Consider the following 14289-nt stretch of genomic DNA (forward strand, 5'->3'; position numbering starts at 1 on the left):
AGGAGCGCGGATGGAGCACGTCGACGTCACTGTGTTGAGCGACGAGGAGTTGCGGGGGCTCGATGCGTACTGGCGAGCTGCGAACTACCTGTCGGTCGGGCAGATCTACCTGCTCGACAACCCGTTGCTGACCGAGCCGTTGCGGCCCGAGCACATCAAGCCGCGGCTGCTCGGGCACTGGGGCACGACGCCCGGACTCAACCTGGTCTACACGCACCTCAACCGGGTGATCCGGCAGCGTGAGCGCGAGCTGATGTACGTGATCGGACCGGGGCACGGCGGCCCGGCGATCGTCGCGAACACCTGGCTCGAGGGCAGCTGGACGGCGACGTACCCGAACACCGGGCGGGACGCGGCCGGGATGGCCCGGCTGTTCAAGCAGTTCTCGTTCCCCGGCGGCATCCCGAGCCATGTCGCGCCCGAGGTGCCCGGGTCGATCAACGAGGGCGGCGAGCTGGGCTACTCGCTCAGTCACGCGTACGGCGCGGCCGCGGACAACCCGGAGCTGGTCGTTGCCTGTGTCATCGGTGACGGCGAGGCGGAAACCGGGCCGTTGGCAACTTCGTGGCACTCGAACAAGTTCGTCGACCCGCGGCGCGACGGCGCGGTGCTGCCGATCCTGCATCTCAACGGCTACAAGATCGCCAACCCGGCAGTGCTCGCCCGGATCGGGGACGAGGAGCTGAGCGCATTGCTGCGCGGGTACGGTCATGAGCCGTACCTGGTGGAGGGTTCGGACCCGGCGACCGTGCACCAGGCGCTCGCTGCGACGCTCGACCGTTGCCTGGACCGCATCGACGAGATCCAGCTCGAGGCGCGTTCCGCAGGCGAGGCGCCGACCCGGCCGGCCTGGCCGATGATCGTGCTGAGGACTCCGAAGGGCTGGACCGGCCCGCACACGGTCGACGGCGAGCCGGTCGAGGACACCTGGCGCGCTCACCAGGTCCCGCTGTCCGGCGTACGGACGAACGAGGATCACCTGCGCCAGTTGGAGGACTGGCTGAAGAGCTACCGGCCGGACGAGCTGTTCGATGCCGAGGGCAAGCCTGTCGCGTCGGTGCTGGAGCTGGCGCCGGCACCGGCGTTGCGGATGGGATCGAGCCCGCACGCGAACGGCGGGCTGCTCACGCGTGATCTCGAGCTGCCGGATCCCGCGGAGTACGCCGTACCGGTGAAGGCTCCCGGGGAGGAGGACGGCGAGCCGACGAAGGTCTTCGGGCAGTACTTGCGGGACGCGTTCACGCTGAACGAGGAGCACCACAACCTCCGGTTGTTCGGCCCGGACGAGACCGAGTCGAACCGCCTGAGTGCCGTGTACGACGTGACCGGCAAAGCGTGGATGGGTGAGCAGCGGGACACCGACCAGCACCTCGCGGCGGACGGACGCGTGCTGGAGATGCTGAGCGAGCACACCTGTCAGGGCTGGCTGGAGGGGTACCTGCTGACCGGCCGGCACGGGCTGTTCTCGTCGTACGAGGCGTTCGTGCACATCGTCGACTCGATGGTGAACCAGCACGCGAAGTGGCTGAAGACGATCAACCGGCTGGAGTGGCGGCGCAAGATCCCGTCGCTGAACTACCTGCTCACCTCGCACGTCTGGCGCCAGGACCACAACGGCTTCTCGCACCAGGACCCCGGGTTCATCGACCACGTGATGAACAAGAAGGCCGAGGTCGTCCGGGTCTACCTGCCGCCGGACACGAACACGCTGCTGTCCACGATGGACCACTGCCTGCGGACGAAGAACTACGTCAACGTCGTTGTCGCGGGCAAGCAACCGCAGCCGAGCTGGCTGGACTGGGAGGCGGCCGCGCTGCACTGCGCGCGCGGGATCGGGGTCTGGGACTTCGCGTCCAACGACGACGGCGATCCGGACGTGGTGATGGCCTGCGCCGGCGACGTACCGACGCTGGAGACGCTCGCCGCCGTGGACCTGCTGCGTGAGCACCTGCCGGAGTTGAAGATCCGGGTCGTGAACGTGGTCGACCTGATGCGGCTGCAGGACGCGAGCGAGCACCCGCACGGGCTGCCCGGGCCGGAGTTCGACGCGCTGTTCACGACCGACAAACCGGTGATCTTCGCGTACCACGGCTATCCGTGGCTGATCCATCGGCTGACGTACCGGCGTACTGGGCACGAGAACCTGCACGTCCGCGGGTACGTCGAGGAGGGGACCACGACGACGCCGTTCGACATGGTTGTCCTCAACAACCTCGACCGGTACCACCTGGCGATGGACGTGATCGACCGCGTGCCGTCGTTGCGGACGCGGGCGGTGAAGGCGCGGCAGTACTTCGTCGACCAGCGCGTGCGGCACCGCGCGCACACCACGACGTACGGCGAGGATCTGCCGGAGGTGCGCGACTGGCGCTGGCGCGGATGAGGGTTTTCTAATCCTGGAATGCTGGCCGAGCGGCCGGTGATCGATGCAAGATGAGCGGCTATGTCCGTAACGATCCCTGGTCGGCTGGCTCCGGCGGCACTCAGTCCGACGCAACTCGTGGTCGGGCTGCTCGTCTGCACGGACCTGGTGATGCTCGTGCTGCACCTGGCGCACCGCAGCGTGCAGGTCGGGCTGCGGGTGCCGGTGGTGAAGTCGGCGGCGTTCAACATCTCCAGCGATCACGGCATCGCGGAGAGCTTCGGGTACGTGCAGCTGTTCTGGGCGGTGCTGCTGCTGACCTGGCTCGGATTGTTCGGGCGGCGGCGGTCTTACCTGCCGTGGGCGTTGCTGTTCGGCTACCTGCTGGTCGACGACTTCTTCGGGCTCCACGAAGCAGCCGGTACAGCGCTGGTGAAGGCTGCTGGTTTCGCGCCTGAGCAACTGGTGTTCGCGGGGGTGCGGCTGCAGGATGTCGGCGAACTGGGGTTTGCGCTGGCGGTCGGGTTGATGTTGCTGGCCTTGCTGGTGTGGGGCTATCTGCGGGGGACCGCGCGCACGCGCTCGACGTACCGGCGGTTGCTGGGGTTGAGCCTGGTGCTGGCGGTCTTCGGGATGCTGGTGGACGGGCTGGCGACCGGCGCGGGGGACAGCGGGTTGCAGTTGCTGCATCTGCTGGAGGACGGCGGCGAGCTGCTGGCGATGACCGCCGTACTCGCGTACGTCGTCAGCCTTGTGGCTGCGGAGCGCTGAGGTCTGCGCGCAGGCGTTCGAGGATGCCGCGGAGCAGGCGGGAGACCTGCATCTGGCTGACACCCAGCTCGTTGCCGATCTCCTCCTGGGTGAGGCCGTTGCAGAAGCGCAGCTCGAGGATGCGGCGGTCGCGGTCGTCGAGGTCGGAGACGGCCGGCGTCAGGGTGTGCACGTTCTCGACCAGCTCGTAGCCGTCCTCGGCGTCGGCGACGGTCTCCATCAGCGTGGCGCCGCCCTCGAGCGAACCGGGCGCGTCGAGGGACAGCGTGCTGAAGCAGCCGCGGACCGACGTCGCCTCGGCGACCTGGTCGGGAGCGGTCCCGAGCGCCTCGGCGGTCTCCCGGTCCGAGGGCAGATGACCGAGCTTCTGGGTCAGCTCCGGCTCGGCGGCCGCGATCGTGCCTTGCATCTCCTGCACGCGGCGCGGCGGCCGGACCGCCCACGCGCAGTCGCGGAAGTAGCGCTTCAGCTCGCCGCGAATCGTCGGTACGGCGTACGCGAGGAAGCTGCTGGACTCGTCGACGCGGTACCCGTTGGCGGCCTTGACCAGGCCGAGGCACGCGACCTGCTCGAGATCGTCCGCGTCGACGCCCTTGCGGCGGTACCGCGAGGCGATCGAGCGGGCGATCGGGGCGTTCAGGATGACCACCTGGTCGAGCAGAGCCTGACGCTCCGCCTCGGGCAGACCGTTGGCCTGCTCGAGCAGTTCCTGGGATTGATCGGCGATCTGCTGCTTGCTGACCGGCTGCTGGGCGTGGGGCTTGACAGGTGCGATCGTCACGGGAGAAACCTCGTCGTGTCGTCCTGCGGGAGGCGGCGTCATGGCTGAGCCACTTCCCTTCCACCAGACCAAACCAGCGTGCCGCACGCAACCCCGCCCTTGTTACAGCTGTTTGAAACCTCGCGGGAACGGGCTTACCACCCGGCGGACTGTGAACGACCTCACTGACGGCGTACGCCGGGAGTTTGTCCGCGGTGCCGGCGGGCACTGGAGGTGTGGCGGGCAACCGCTGCAGAGAAGCACGGGGTACAGCTGCCGGGCGCTAGTCCGGCGTCGAGAAAGGAACGACCATGACCTTGGTGCTCTTGATCATCGCGGCGATTCTCGTCATCTCCGGAATCGTCTCGCTCGTCCGCGGTCAACTGCTGATGGGCATCGCCCTGATCGTCATCGGGCTGCTGGTCGGCCCGGGTGGCGTCAGCATCTTCACCTGATCTTGGGGAACGCCTGATCGTCCGAGGCGTCGGGAGGGCCGCAGCCGACTGGGGTGCGGCCCTCTCGCCTGGTCAGGCCGGGCGGCGGAAGACCCGGCGTGCGGTGTCCATCCGCAGGTCCTCGAGGTCCTTGATCTGCTGCTCGGAGTCCGCGATCAGCGCGTCCAGCTCGGCGACGTCGAACAGCGGCTCCTCGTCGGCCAGCGCGCGCAGCACCCGCCAGCCGGCGCCTTTGCCCTCGACCGCGATCCGGAGCATCTCCAGCTCCAGTACGTCGCTCAGCGGCGAGCGTCGGACCAGCTCGCCGTTCGGCTTGAAGCGGCCGAGTTTCTCCGCGACCCAGGCGCCGGCGTTCTTCACCGGGTCCGGCTTCGCGTCGACGAACGCCAGGTACTTGGCCAGGACGGTCCGCTCGTGCTCGACCTTCTCCGCCATCGCGGTGAGCGCGGTCCGTACGACGGCGTCGGTCTGCTGGTCGGCCGCGCGGCGGAACAGCTCGATCCCGGCCGACGACCCGGCGTAGTGGTCCTGCAGGTAGGTCCCGAGGCGTGCCTGGTCGATCATCGGCTCTCCTGGCTCGTCTCTGCCTGGTCGCTGGACGGGTACCCATTCTGCCCGGCTCGAATCGCTGACAGGCGGTGGCAGGTTTTACCGGTTGACTGGGGGCTCGACCGAAGGAGAACCGATGGAGTGTTGTGCCGTGCTGGACCTGCGCCAGTACACGTTGTTCCCGGGGCGCCGGGACGAGCTGATCGAGCTGTTCGACCGCGAGTTCGTCGAGGGCCAGGAGGAGTACGGGTCGCACGTCGCCGGGCAGTTCCGCGACCTGGACGACGACGACCGGTTCGTGTGGCTGCGCGGGTTCGCGAGCCTCGAGGCGCGGGCGGAGGCGCTGAACGGGTTCTACTACGGGCCGATCTGGAAGGCGCACGCGGCGGCGGCGAACGCGACGATGCAGGACTCGGACAACGCGCTGCTGCTGCGACCGGTCGTCCTCGGGGAGGACTGGCCGGCTCTCGGCACACCTCGCGGTTCTGCCGAATCCACTGCGGTGGTTGCCGGCGCGGTCTACCACCGGCCGTCGGTCGACGACGGGTTCGTCGAGTTCTTCACCTCGGAGGTCGCCCCTCTCCTACCTCCACTGGCCGCGGTGCTCGAGACGCTGCCGGCCGAGAACAACTTCCCGGCGCTGCCCCTGCGCGAAGAGACGGTGCTGGTCTGGCTGGCGCGGTTCGACGACGATGCGGCCTGGCAGGGACAGCAGCAGCGACTCGCGGAGTCGGCTCGCTGGAAGGAGTTGAGCGCGGAACTGGACCGTCGCTGCGTGGCTCCCGCGCAGGAACTGCGGCTGCGGCCGACCTCGCGATCGCAGCTCGGATAAATCAGTTGCGCCGCTCTACCGGGCTCGGCATCCTGGTCGGGCGTGTGCGGCGACAATCGCTGCCTGGACCTGAGGAGGGCTGACGGATGGCCATCACTGTGCTGCGGCATGCCCGCGTCAGCCTCACTTCTCACTCCAGGAGCATCTCCGTTGTCTTCCGACGTTTTTCGCACCGAGCACGAACTCTCTGACCTTCCCTGGACCGACCTGCCCGAGCAGCGGTCCGCCGTCGCCGAGCCGCTGGACGAGACCTTCGTCTTCCAGTTCGCCGAGGTCGACGAACGCCTGGGCCCGGACCAGCGCTGGACCACCTGGCTCGACGTCGAACGCGGCTGCCGTGGCCCGGAACCGCGCCCCGACTGGGTCGTGACCGAGCAGGCCGCGATCGACACCGAGCTGGGCATTCTCAAGACCGGCAAGGAAGCCGACGTCTTCCTGCTCGAACGCGCCGTCGACGCCATCGGCGACAGCCCGGCCCGCTCGTCGCTGCTCGCGGCGAAGCGGTACCGGACCGAGGAGCACCGGTCCTTCCACCGCAGTACGGCGTACGTCGAAGGCCGCCGGACGCGGAACAGCCGGGACAGCCGCGCGATGGCGAAGAAGTCGTCGCACGGCCGCAGCGTCGCGGCCGGGCAGTGGGCCTACGCCGAGTGGGACGCGCTCAACCGGCTGTGGACGGCCGGCGTACCGGTCCCGTACCCGGTGCAGGTCGACGGCACCGAGCTGCTGATGGAGTTCATCGACGACGGCGACGGCGGGGCCGCGCCCCGGCTCGCGCAGGTCCGGCCGTCGAAGGACGTGCTCGAGCTGTACTTCGAGCAGCTCCGCGGCGGCATGCGGGAGCTGGCCCGGGCCGGGCTCGCGCACGGCGACCTGTCGCCGTACAACGTGCTGGCCCAGCCCGAGCGCATCGTGATGATCGACCTGCCGCAGGTGCTCGACATCGTCGGCAACCCGAAGGGGATGGAGTTCCTGCTCCGGGACTGCCACAACATGGCGACCTGGTTCACCAACCGCGGGCTGGAGATCGACGAGCAGGAGCTGTTCGCGGATCTGCTGTCGATGGTGTTCTAGATCTTGGGGATCGCCTTGCGGAGCAGGGGGACGAGCGGGACCAGCCGGTCGGGGTAGGCGTCGACGAGACCGTCGACATGGTTGCCTGCCTCGACCCGCTGGTACCTGAAGAGCTGCGCCTTGCCGGCCCGGCGGACCATCGCGGCGTAGACGTCGGAGTCCTGGGTGATCGGGAGCAGGCTGTCGTACGTGCCGTGGATGGTGACGAGCGGTCGCTTGAGGTTGCCGGTCAGCGCGATCCGTCGTACGGCTTGATGGGCTTGCGGCCTGGTCCTGTAGTTGTAGTCGCCTTCGGTGCCCGTGTAGGTCGGGTCGAGCTCGGCGGCGTAGATGCGCTGGGTCAGCTTCCAGTAGACGGTGTAGTGGTAGTCCCAGAGGAAGTCCGACTTGCCGTCGAAGCCCGCCTTGGTGATCAGTCGCGGGTTTTGTTGCTCGTAGCCCCTGATCGCCGACGGCAGGAACGTGAAGAGGTTCGGGCCCTTCTCCGTCCAGAGCGTGCCTTCGAGATCGACGCCGCGGGTGTAGAGCTCGGGATGGTTCTCGAGCTGCCAGCGGACGAGGTAACCGCCGTTGGAGATCCCTGCGGCGATCACTTGCCGCGGCTTCTGCCCGTAGTACTGCTTGACCGCCTTGCCGGCCGCTCTGGTCAGCTCGGTCATCCGCTCGTTCCACTCAACCATCGCATCGCCCGGCCTGGTGCCGTCCCGGTAGAACTCCGCCCCGGTGTTCCCCTTGTCGGTCGCCGCGTAGGCAAACCCCTTCGCCAGCACATCATCCGAGATCGCCCGGTCGTTGGCGTACTGCGCCCTGACCCCCGGCGACCCCGCGACCACCAGCCCACCGTTCCATCGGTCAGGCAGCCTGAGCACGAACTGCGCGTCGTGGTTCCACCCGTTGTTGGCGTTGGTGCGCGAGCTGTCGGGAAAGTATCCGTCGACCTGTGTCCCTAGGACGGGCGTGGGTTGTGGGAGCGCCGCGTGGGTGAGGCCGGCGTAGTCCGCCGGGTTGGTCCGCCCGCCGAGTGTCGTGAGGTCCCTTCCGCAGGTTGTTTCGCTGTACTCGGCGCCGGGGACCCGAACGGGTTTGCAGCTGTGGGCTTCGGCTGGTGTCTGGAGGGTTGCCCCCAGTACGAGAACGACGATCGAGGCGGCCAGACGGCGCATTGTGTCCTCCCGGGGAGTCGGTGTGCGCCAAGGTACGAGCCGTGGTCGGAGCAGGGCAGGTGGCAGGGGACCACAAGCCGCTCGGGCCGAGTGGGGTGGTGCCACATGTCAGAGTTGCCGGACACGTCCGCCGCGTGACAGCAAAGTGAAAGCGCCGCGCCGTTGACTGACGCCATGATCAAGAAACTCATCGCAGGCCTGACCGTCGCCTCGGCGCTGCTACTTGCTCTCTCGGTCCCCGGTGCGGCGGCGGCCGAGGACCCGTCGAAGCCGGCATCGGCCCCCGCGCAGGCTGCGGTGCTGGGAACGCCGGGGGTCACTCCGAGCCCCGAGATCTGGGAGCGGAAGCGTTGGAGTCAGGCACAGGCCACAGACTGGGTGAACAAGTGCCCGGCCGGGCGGTTCTGCGCCTGGATCAGGTACACCGACTCGACCGGTACGACGTACGCGATCTTCCAGTTCTTCCAGTGCAAGGAGTACAAGCTGAGCAACTGGCTCGGCACGTCCAACTACTTCAACAACCAGACCGTGCGCGTCCAGCTGCTGGGCTCCCGGCACGACCACCTGCGCTACCTGTCGAAGGGCCACAAGTTCATCACCAACTGGGACTCCGTCTACTACATCAACCTCTGCGCCTAGCCCAGCAGTTGGGGAGCCCGCCGGTCGTCGATGATCGAAGAATCTGGACGGTCGACGGCTCCCAGTTACGCCTCGTTCGCTCCGGTGCCGCTGCAGGTGTTCTTCGTCTGCTTGGTGGTGCTCGATCCGTTGGTCGTCGTACTGGTTGCTCTCGTCCGCCCCTCGGGGGTCAGGTTGGCCTGCGCGGTCATGGCGTTGGACGTCACAGCGAATTGGATCACCAACTGGCCGCAGCTCCGGGAGGACGCGACCAGTCTGCTCCGCCCGTACGGGTTGCTGCCGATCACGCTCTTCGGGCTGTTCGTGCTGGGCACAGCGGTGCCGGTGCTTCGCGTGCTCACGTCCTCCGGCTTCAGCAGCCGGTAGTGCCGTCGATCAACTCACGCATGGTGTCGAGGATCGAGCGAAACATCTAGCGGTTGTGAAAGCTTGAAAGGATCTTTGGCGTCCGTTTCCGGGAGGCTGCACCATCGGCTACTGACCTTGCTCTGTTACTGCTGGAGCAATCCGATCGGGATGGTCATGCCTACGTACAGGACCAGCTGGTAGGCGCTGTTGATCGCGGTGAGCCGCGCGGGCTTCTGCTCGAAGCCGTTGTGCTGCGCCAAGGTCGAGAGCGAGAACCCGAGCCAGGCGACGACGCCTACGCCCAGGGCAAGCCCGACGGAATCACTGCCGAAGAAGGCGGACGCGATCGAACAGGCGACCGCGAGAGCGAGACCGGTCGCGACGATCGAGATCACCAGGACGACGAACGGACCCTTGCCGGCCCTCGCGGAATCCTCCTTGGTCACACCGGTCAGCTTCCGCCAGGTCGGGCCGGCCAGTCCCCAGTCGCTGTACCAGATCCAGGCGATCGCCATCCCGACCACGATCGCGCCCACGACGGCGTACCAACTGATACTCAGCTCCACAGGAACCCCCGCTCCTCGACGACAACTCTCGCGGTTGATATAATCAACCATGGTGGATCAAGTCAACCGTCCGAGGAAGAGCTACGGCCAGTTCTGCGCCCTGGCGCGCTCTCTGGACGTCGTAGGCGAACGCTGGACCCTCCTGATCGTGCGAGAGCTTCTCCCCGGCCCGATGCGCTACACCGAGTTGAAGACGTCACTCCAAGGCATCGCGACGAACCTCCTCGCCGAGCGACTGCGCACCATGGAGGCACACGGCGTCGTCGAACGCCGCCTGGAAAGCGGCGGAGTCGTGTACGCACTCACGCCGTGGGGCGAGGAACTCCGCGAGCCCCTGGAAGCGCTCGGCCGCTGGGGAGCACCGCTGCTGGCGCCCGGCCGCGGAGACGACACGTTCCAGCCGCGCTGGCTCACCCTCGCCCTACCCGCCCTGCTGCGAGGCACGACCTCCTCGACTCCCGTAGAGCTCGGCATCGAGACGGACGGCTTCACCATGGTCCTACGAATCGACGAAGCCGGACCGACCGCTTTCGTCCGCCCGGACGACATCCCCGACACACTCCTCGTCGCTTCGCCCGACGTCGTCGTCAGCCTCGCCACGGGAACGATCACCATCAAGCAGGCCGTCGCGACGGGCGAGTTCGAGGGCGATCTACGAGTCCTGCATGCTGCGTTCGGCCGTACGGCGAATGCCGCTCCGGCGACGGACGGCGACTGACACGCAGGTAGTTCACGCGACCAACGTCGGCCAACTCCTAGCCGCGGATCAGGCGTTTTCACTGGTTCGTCGGCTCATGACCAGGAACAAGCCGCCGGCGACCGTCTGGACGGTCGCGGCCGTCGCAAGGACAGGCAACACGCCAATTGCGTCAGCGAGGACGCCGCTGACGCCCGCGCTCGACAGCATCGCCGCCGCGTAGACGTTGCCCGTCGTACCAACCGCCCGTGCGCGATGTTCGGCTGGCACCGACGTCACCAGCAGGGTGTTCGAGGCCACCCACGAGATGGTGAAGGGCGCGCCGGCGAGCAGGAAGGTTGCACAGGCGACCTCCACGCTTGGCCAGATGGCCAAGAGAGCTAGCCCGATGCCGCTAGCGACGGCCCCGATCGCGATCGGGGCCGTGTAACCGCGCTTGCGGACCACAGCCGGGATCAAGGGAGCGACAAGCACGGCAGTCACTGCGAAACTGCTGTTCACCAACCCCATCTGCGAGGGCGAAGCAAGGATCACTCCGAGCATCAACACTGGATAGACAGTCGACAGCGCACCTTCCTTGATCGCGTCGAACGCCTGCAGCGCAAGCACTGCCCTTGCCGGCCTGCTCTTCCGCAATTCGCGGAGGCCATCCACCCAATCCTGGAAGGCCGAGGGAGTCGGATCGTCCATCGACAGGGGACTGTTCCTGCGTACTTCAGCGACAGGCGGTAGAAAGCCCAGCAGGACTGCGGCCAGGCCGAGGCAACCTACGACAACGGTCACCGTCAGGGTGAAACCGAGAAGCCCGATGAGGAGGCCGCCCAAGGCCGGCGCCGCTATGCGGGTTGCGTTCGTGCCAGCTGAGTTGGCCGCGTTCGCCGCGATGAGGTCCGCAGGCGGCACTGCGTCGGCAATCGTCGCCTGCTCGGCTGGAGTGAAGAACTGCTGTGCGGTGGCCTGCAAGAAGGTGACGGCGTACAGAACCCACAGACTGTTCGGCCCCTCTGCCGTCCACAGGAGCGCGACGACGGCAACCCGGATGACGCTGATCCAGCGCAGCAGCCGACGCCGGTCAATCCGATCACCAGCGACCCCTGCCAGCGTGCCGAACAGTGCGGCCGGGAGCGAATTGGCGATCATCAACCCGCCGGCCGCGGTCGCAGACCCCGTAAGGATGAAGACATGCACCGACAAGGCGATGCCTAACGTCCAGCCGGCGAAGGCAGCGGCCAGGTTGCCTGCGAACAAGAGCGCAAACGCGCGATGGCGGAAGACCAATAGCATCCGGTGACTGTCACGCGTAATCTACTGAAGATGGCAGATCGCGCCTTCAGTAGGAATCCCCTGATCCTGACTGATCAGACCGCCGCCAGGTTCCTGAGCGAACCGTGGTCCGTGAGGTACTTCCTGCCCTTTCTAGGTCGTGAGGCGTCAGCCTCCGTGGTCGCGGGAGAGCTCGGCGTCGACATCGGCTCGGTGACCTATCGCATCAAGAAAATGCTCGAGCTAGGTCTGCTCAGCTGCACTCGAATGGAGGCCCGTGCCGGCCGCCCCATCCGCCACTACCGCTCGTCGGCAGACTCTGTCTTCGTCCCGCTGGAACTCACGCCGATGGTGTCCATCGGTGAACTGCTCCGGACCGGCCGCCGGGATAGTTGGAGCGAGTTGGAAGCCGGCCAAGAGGCCGCGTGGCTGCGGCTCGGTCGTGACCAAGGTTGGGGCATCCACCTGTATCGGCAACCGAGCGGCGGCGTGAACCGAGATTTCGTCCCGCGCAGCCTGCTGGCCAACGAGCAGTTCTGGCCGGCAGTGCTTGCTGACAGCGCCCCGGCCGTGTGGGACCAGTTCGCGGCCATGCACCTCACCCGACCGCGGGCCAAACAGTTCCAGCGCCGCCTGTCTGAACTGATCGCCGAGTACGTCGAAGACCCGGGACCCTCCGAGCTGCCCACCGCGCGCTACATCTGTCACCTGGCCCTCGCCCCCACGGCGAGCCCGTAACCGCGGCCCGGCACGCAACATCGCGCGCCGCTTGCAGGCGTTGCTCCCGGATCGGCATCTCCCACTCTGCACTGGTCCGCAGCAGGGGCGAATCCTCGCCCGTACTGGAGAAACTCACCGCAGAGACTGGCCGGTCGGGCTGTTGAGCTGGGTCATCAGTTCGTGACTGGCTGCGCGAGCTGCGGCGAGTTCGTCGGTGCGTTCCTCGAGCTGGCGGCGGTAGCCGCTGCTCATGTCGAAGGGGCGGGAGCTGACACCGTGTGAGCGCTAGCGAGTTAGGCGACCGCCTGCGGAGTGCTCACCGCGTAGCCTGCGGGGTGTGGCGGAGCTTCTTGGGCAGCTGAAGGTCTGGGGCCAGAAGTGGCGTTGGTACCAGCGGAACTCCTTGCCGTGGAACCGCGCGCGGATCCACTGGGAACTGATGCGGCGCGGGGCGTTCGCGCGCTGGCCGTTGCACGGGAACGTGCTGGAGGCCTTGCAAGACGGTCGGCTCGAGGTCGGAGCACACACCATGTTCGAGCCGAACGTGTGGATCACCGTGGGCGACGATGCGCGGGTGCGGATCGGGGAGGGGACGTTCCTGAACGTCGCGGTGATGGTCGCGGCGCTGGATCTGGTGGAGATCGGGTCGCACTGCATGCTGGCGAACGGGTGCTTCGTGACGGATGCCAACCACCGGTACGACGACCCGGATCGGCCGGTGCCGTGGCAAGGGTTCGACTCCAAGGGCCCGACGCGGATCGGCGACAACGTCTGGCTGGGGGCCAACGTGGTCGTCACGAGCGGGGTCACGATCGGCGAGAGATGCGTGATCGGCGCCAACAGCGTGGTCACGCAGGACGTTCCGCCGTACTCCGTTGCTGCGGGCGCGCCGGCGAAGGTCATCCGCGCCGTCACCTACCCGGAGGACCAGCCCTGACCAGCTGTGCCGTCAGCACATCCACCAGGCCGTCGACCAAGACAACGAGCCGGTCTCGCTCCGCGCCGGAGCGCCCTCTGCGGAAGCCATGACGCCGGCCCCAGAACGCGGACTGGACGGCGTGCAGCTGAGCCCAGCGCGCGACGCGCTCACGGTCGAGCTCCGCGGACTCGGCGAAAATGTCGAGACACCGCCGCAACCCGGCGACCGGGTCTGGAGTGCTGAGGATGCTCAGCGCGCGGGTCTTGAGCAGGACGCCCGCGTCGTACGCCGGGTCGCCCGCGTAGCCCTTGGGGTCGACGGCCAGCCACGGTTCGCGGTCGGCGCGCAGGATGTTCCTCGCGTTGAGATCACCGTGGATGAGCACGTCCGGCTGCGCCTGCGCCAGGTCGCGGATGGTCGCCCGGGCGGCGTCCACCGCGGCGTGCGACAGACCATGGGTGAGCTCGCGGGCGTCTAGTTCCAGCTGGTCCGCCCATGCGGTCGCCTGATCCTGCAGCCGAGGGAGGTGCGGTGGTGCCGGCACGGCCAACCGACGACTGATCCGGCCGGCGACCGCCGCGATCTCGTCCTCGTCGTCGAGCATCGCGAGAGTCGTCGGCTGAGCCCGTTCGAGCAGCATCGCAAAATGCTCGTCGTCCCGCTCCTGCAGTACGACGGCCCCACGGCCGCCCCACGCCACGAACGCCTCGGGCTCGAACTCGTTACCTGGATGAGGAAACGACACCTTCAGTACGACCCCGCCCAGGTCCTGCCGCGACGCGGGGACGATCACCCCGACGCCGCCATACAACAGGTCGCCTGCTGCCTCGCACTCCCACCGATCCAGCAACCGACCCACCAAGCCGGGCAACCCCGCCAGCCACGCTGCCCCGGCCTCACCTTCGCGCTCAACCGTGGATCGGGCGAACACCTCCGGTACGTTGATCACCCGCAGCAGGCTACGCGCGAGCGGTGGCGCCCGCAGGCGAGCACGCGCACAGCGAGCGAGGGCGCCCCGCGGGTGGCCGGCTGGGAAGCGAGCTGGTCCGGGCAGCCGTCCAGGGCGCGGCCGGCGGGGGTCCACCTGTGGTTCCTTGAGCGCGCCAGCCCGCACTTGAAGCGGGCGAAGCACGCGCACTGAAGCGGGCGCTAGCACGCGCACCTACTGCAA

Annotated in this window: 16 protein-coding genes; 10 read left to right on the forward strand and 6 right to left on the reverse strand. The window is 67.7% G+C overall.

Features of this window, described 5'->3' with window-relative positions; all coding sequences use genetic code 11:
* The first annotated feature begins 10 nt into the window (after positions 1-10).
* Positions 11-2383 carry a phosphoketolase family protein gene (locus HDA39_RS34810; protein WP_184802501.1) on the forward strand — a complete coding sequence of 791 codons (2373 nt, stop codon included), beginning with the start codon at positions 11-13 and terminating at the stop codon, positions 2381-2383.
* A 60-nt stretch (positions 2384-2443) separates the two neighbouring features.
* The gene (locus tag HDA39_RS34815) at positions 2444-3133 is read left to right on the forward strand and encodes a hypothetical protein (RefSeq protein WP_184802503.1); all 690 of its coding nucleotides are present in this window, start codon (positions 2444-2446) and stop codon (positions 3131-3133) included.
* Here the strand turns inward: HDA39_RS34815 and HDA39_RS34820 are convergent.
* Complete coding sequence (locus tag HDA39_RS34820) at positions 3108-3914, reverse strand: sigma-70 family RNA polymerase sigma factor (RefSeq protein WP_184802505.1); 807 nt, start codon at positions 3912-3914, stop codon at positions 3108-3110. The genes HDA39_RS34815 and HDA39_RS34820 overlap by 26 nt on opposite strands.
* Positions 3915-4204: 290 nt before the next feature.
* On the opposite strand from HDA39_RS34820, the gene HDA39_RS34825 reads away from it, so the two are divergent.
* The gene (locus HDA39_RS34825) at positions 4205-4348 is read left to right on the forward strand and encodes a GPGG-motif small membrane protein (protein ID WP_184802508.1); all 144 of its coding nucleotides are present in this window, start codon (positions 4205-4207) and stop codon (positions 4346-4348) included.
* 72 nt (positions 4349-4420) lie between these two features.
* Here the strand turns inward: HDA39_RS34825 and HDA39_RS34830 are convergent, their stop codons facing one another.
* On the reverse strand, positions 4421-4912 hold the full coding sequence (locus tag HDA39_RS34830) for a hypothetical protein (RefSeq protein ID WP_184802510.1): 492 nt from the start codon (positions 4910-4912) through the stop codon (positions 4421-4423).
* 121 nt (positions 4913-5033) lie between these two features.
* Here HDA39_RS34830 and HDA39_RS34835 point away from each other — a divergent pair, with 121 nt between their 5' ends.
* On the forward strand, positions 5034-5729 hold the full coding sequence (locus HDA39_RS34835; protein ID WP_184802512.1) for an NIPSNAP family protein: 696 nt from the start codon (positions 5034-5036) through the stop codon (positions 5727-5729).
* A gap of 150 nt (positions 5730-5879) precedes the next feature.
* The gene (locus HDA39_RS34840) at positions 5880-6803 is read left to right on the forward strand and encodes a serine protein kinase RIO (protein ID WP_184802514.1); all 924 of its coding nucleotides are present in this window, start codon (positions 5880-5882) and stop codon (positions 6801-6803) included.
* Here HDA39_RS34840 and HDA39_RS34845 read toward each other — a convergent pair.
* The gene (locus tag HDA39_RS34845) at positions 6800-7966 is read right to left on the reverse strand and encodes a 3-hydroxybutyrate oligomer hydrolase family protein (RefSeq protein ID WP_184802516.1); all 1167 of its coding nucleotides are present in this window, start codon (positions 7964-7966) and stop codon (positions 6800-6802) included. The genes HDA39_RS34840 and HDA39_RS34845 overlap by 4 nt on opposite strands.
* 174 nt (positions 7967-8140) lie before the next feature.
* Here HDA39_RS34845 and HDA39_RS34850 point away from each other — a divergent pair, with 174 nt between their 5' ends.
* Positions 8141-8605, forward strand: a complete 465-nt coding sequence (locus tag HDA39_RS34850) for a hypothetical protein (protein ID WP_184802517.1) — start codon at positions 8141-8143, stop codon at positions 8603-8605.
* A 30-nt stretch (positions 8606-8635) separates the two neighbouring features.
* Positions 8636-8971: a hypothetical protein gene (locus HDA39_RS34855; protein ID WP_184802519.1), complete on the forward strand. Its 336-nt coding sequence runs from the start codon at positions 8636-8638 to the stop codon at positions 8969-8971.
* A 125-nt stretch (positions 8972-9096) separates the two neighbouring features.
* Here HDA39_RS34855 and HDA39_RS34860 read toward each other — a convergent pair whose 3' ends face one another.
* A complete protein-coding gene (locus HDA39_RS34860; RefSeq protein ID WP_184802521.1) occupies positions 9097-9519 on the reverse strand; it encodes a DUF1761 family protein in 423 nt (140 codons plus the stop codon).
* Between the two features lie 52 nt (positions 9520-9571).
* On the opposite strand from HDA39_RS34860, the gene HDA39_RS34865 reads away from it, so the two are divergent.
* Entirely contained in the window at positions 9572-10237 is a 666-nt protein-coding gene (locus HDA39_RS34865; RefSeq protein WP_337926027.1) for a winged helix-turn-helix transcriptional regulator, read from the forward strand.
* A 48-nt stretch (positions 10238-10285) separates the two neighbouring features.
* On the opposite strand, the gene HDA39_RS34870 is transcribed toward HDA39_RS34865, so the two are convergent.
* Complete coding sequence (locus tag HDA39_RS34870) at positions 10286-11500, reverse strand: MFS transporter (RefSeq protein ID WP_184802525.1); 1215 nt, start codon at positions 11498-11500, stop codon at positions 10286-10288.
* A 30-nt stretch (positions 11501-11530) separates the two neighbouring features.
* Between HDA39_RS34870 and HDA39_RS34875 the strand changes: the two genes are divergently transcribed.
* Together HDA39_RS34875 and HDA39_RS34880 are read left to right on the forward strand one after the other, a co-directional pair.
* Positions 11531-12217, forward strand: coding sequence for a MarR family transcriptional regulator (locus HDA39_RS34875; protein ID WP_184802527.1), 687 nt, complete (start codon positions 11531-11533; stop codon positions 12215-12217).
* Positions 12218-12536: 319 nt separating this feature from the next.
* On the forward strand, positions 12537-13136 hold the full coding sequence (locus HDA39_RS34880) for an acyltransferase (protein WP_184802528.1): 600 nt from the start codon (positions 12537-12539) through the stop codon (positions 13134-13136).
* On the opposite strand, the gene HDA39_RS34885 is transcribed toward HDA39_RS34880, so the two are convergent.
* Positions 13111-14067 carry an aminoglycoside phosphotransferase family protein gene (locus HDA39_RS34885; protein WP_184802530.1) on the reverse strand — a complete coding sequence of 319 codons (957 nt, stop codon included), beginning with the start codon at positions 14065-14067 and terminating at the stop codon, positions 13111-13113. The two genes, HDA39_RS34880 and HDA39_RS34885, sit on opposite strands and share 26 nt — an antisense overlap.
* Positions 14068-14289: the final 222 nt, after the last annotated feature.

This window comes from Kribbella italica (genome assembly GCF_014205135.1).
In the GTDB taxonomy this organism is placed as follows: domain Bacteria; phylum Actinomycetota; class Actinomycetes; order Propionibacteriales; family Kribbellaceae; genus Kribbella; species Kribbella italica.

Bases quoted from the DNA above. Each gene is read 5' to 3' on its own strand.
- HDA39_RS34810 (WP_184802501.1), top strand. From the start codon at position 11: ATGGAGCACGTCGACGTCACTGTGTTGAGCGACGAGGAGTTGCGGGGG.
- HDA39_RS34815 (WP_184802503.1), top strand. From the start codon at position 2,444: ATGTCCGTAACGATCCCTGGTCGGCTGGCTCCGGCGGCACTCAGTCCG.
- HDA39_RS34825 (WP_184802508.1), top strand. From the start codon at position 4,205: ATGACCTTGGTGCTCTTGATCATCGCGGCGATTCTCGTCATCTCCGGA.
- HDA39_RS34830 (WP_184802510.1), bottom strand. From the start codon at position 4,912: ATGATCGACCAGGCACGCCTCGGGACCTACCTGCAGGACCACTACGCC.
- HDA39_RS34835 (WP_184802512.1), top strand. From the start codon at position 5,034: ATGGAGTGTTGTGCCGTGCTGGACCTGCGCCAGTACACGTTGTTCCCG.
- HDA39_RS34845 (WP_184802516.1), bottom strand. From the start codon at position 7,966: ATGCGCCGTCTGGCCGCCTCGATCGTCGTTCTCGTACTGGGGGCAACC.
- HDA39_RS34850 (WP_184802517.1), top strand. From the start codon at position 8,141: ATGATCAAGAAACTCATCGCAGGCCTGACCGTCGCCTCGGCGCTGCTA.
- HDA39_RS34855 (WP_184802519.1), top strand. From the start codon at position 8,636: ATGATCGAAGAATCTGGACGGTCGACGGCTCCCAGTTACGCCTCGTTC.
- HDA39_RS34870 (WP_184802525.1), bottom strand. From the start codon at position 11,500: ATGCTATTGGTCTTCCGCCATCGCGCGTTTGCGCTCTTGTTCGCAGGC.
- HDA39_RS34875 (WP_184802527.1), top strand. From the start codon at position 11,531: ATGGCAGATCGCGCCTTCAGTAGGAATCCCCTGATCCTGACTGATCAG.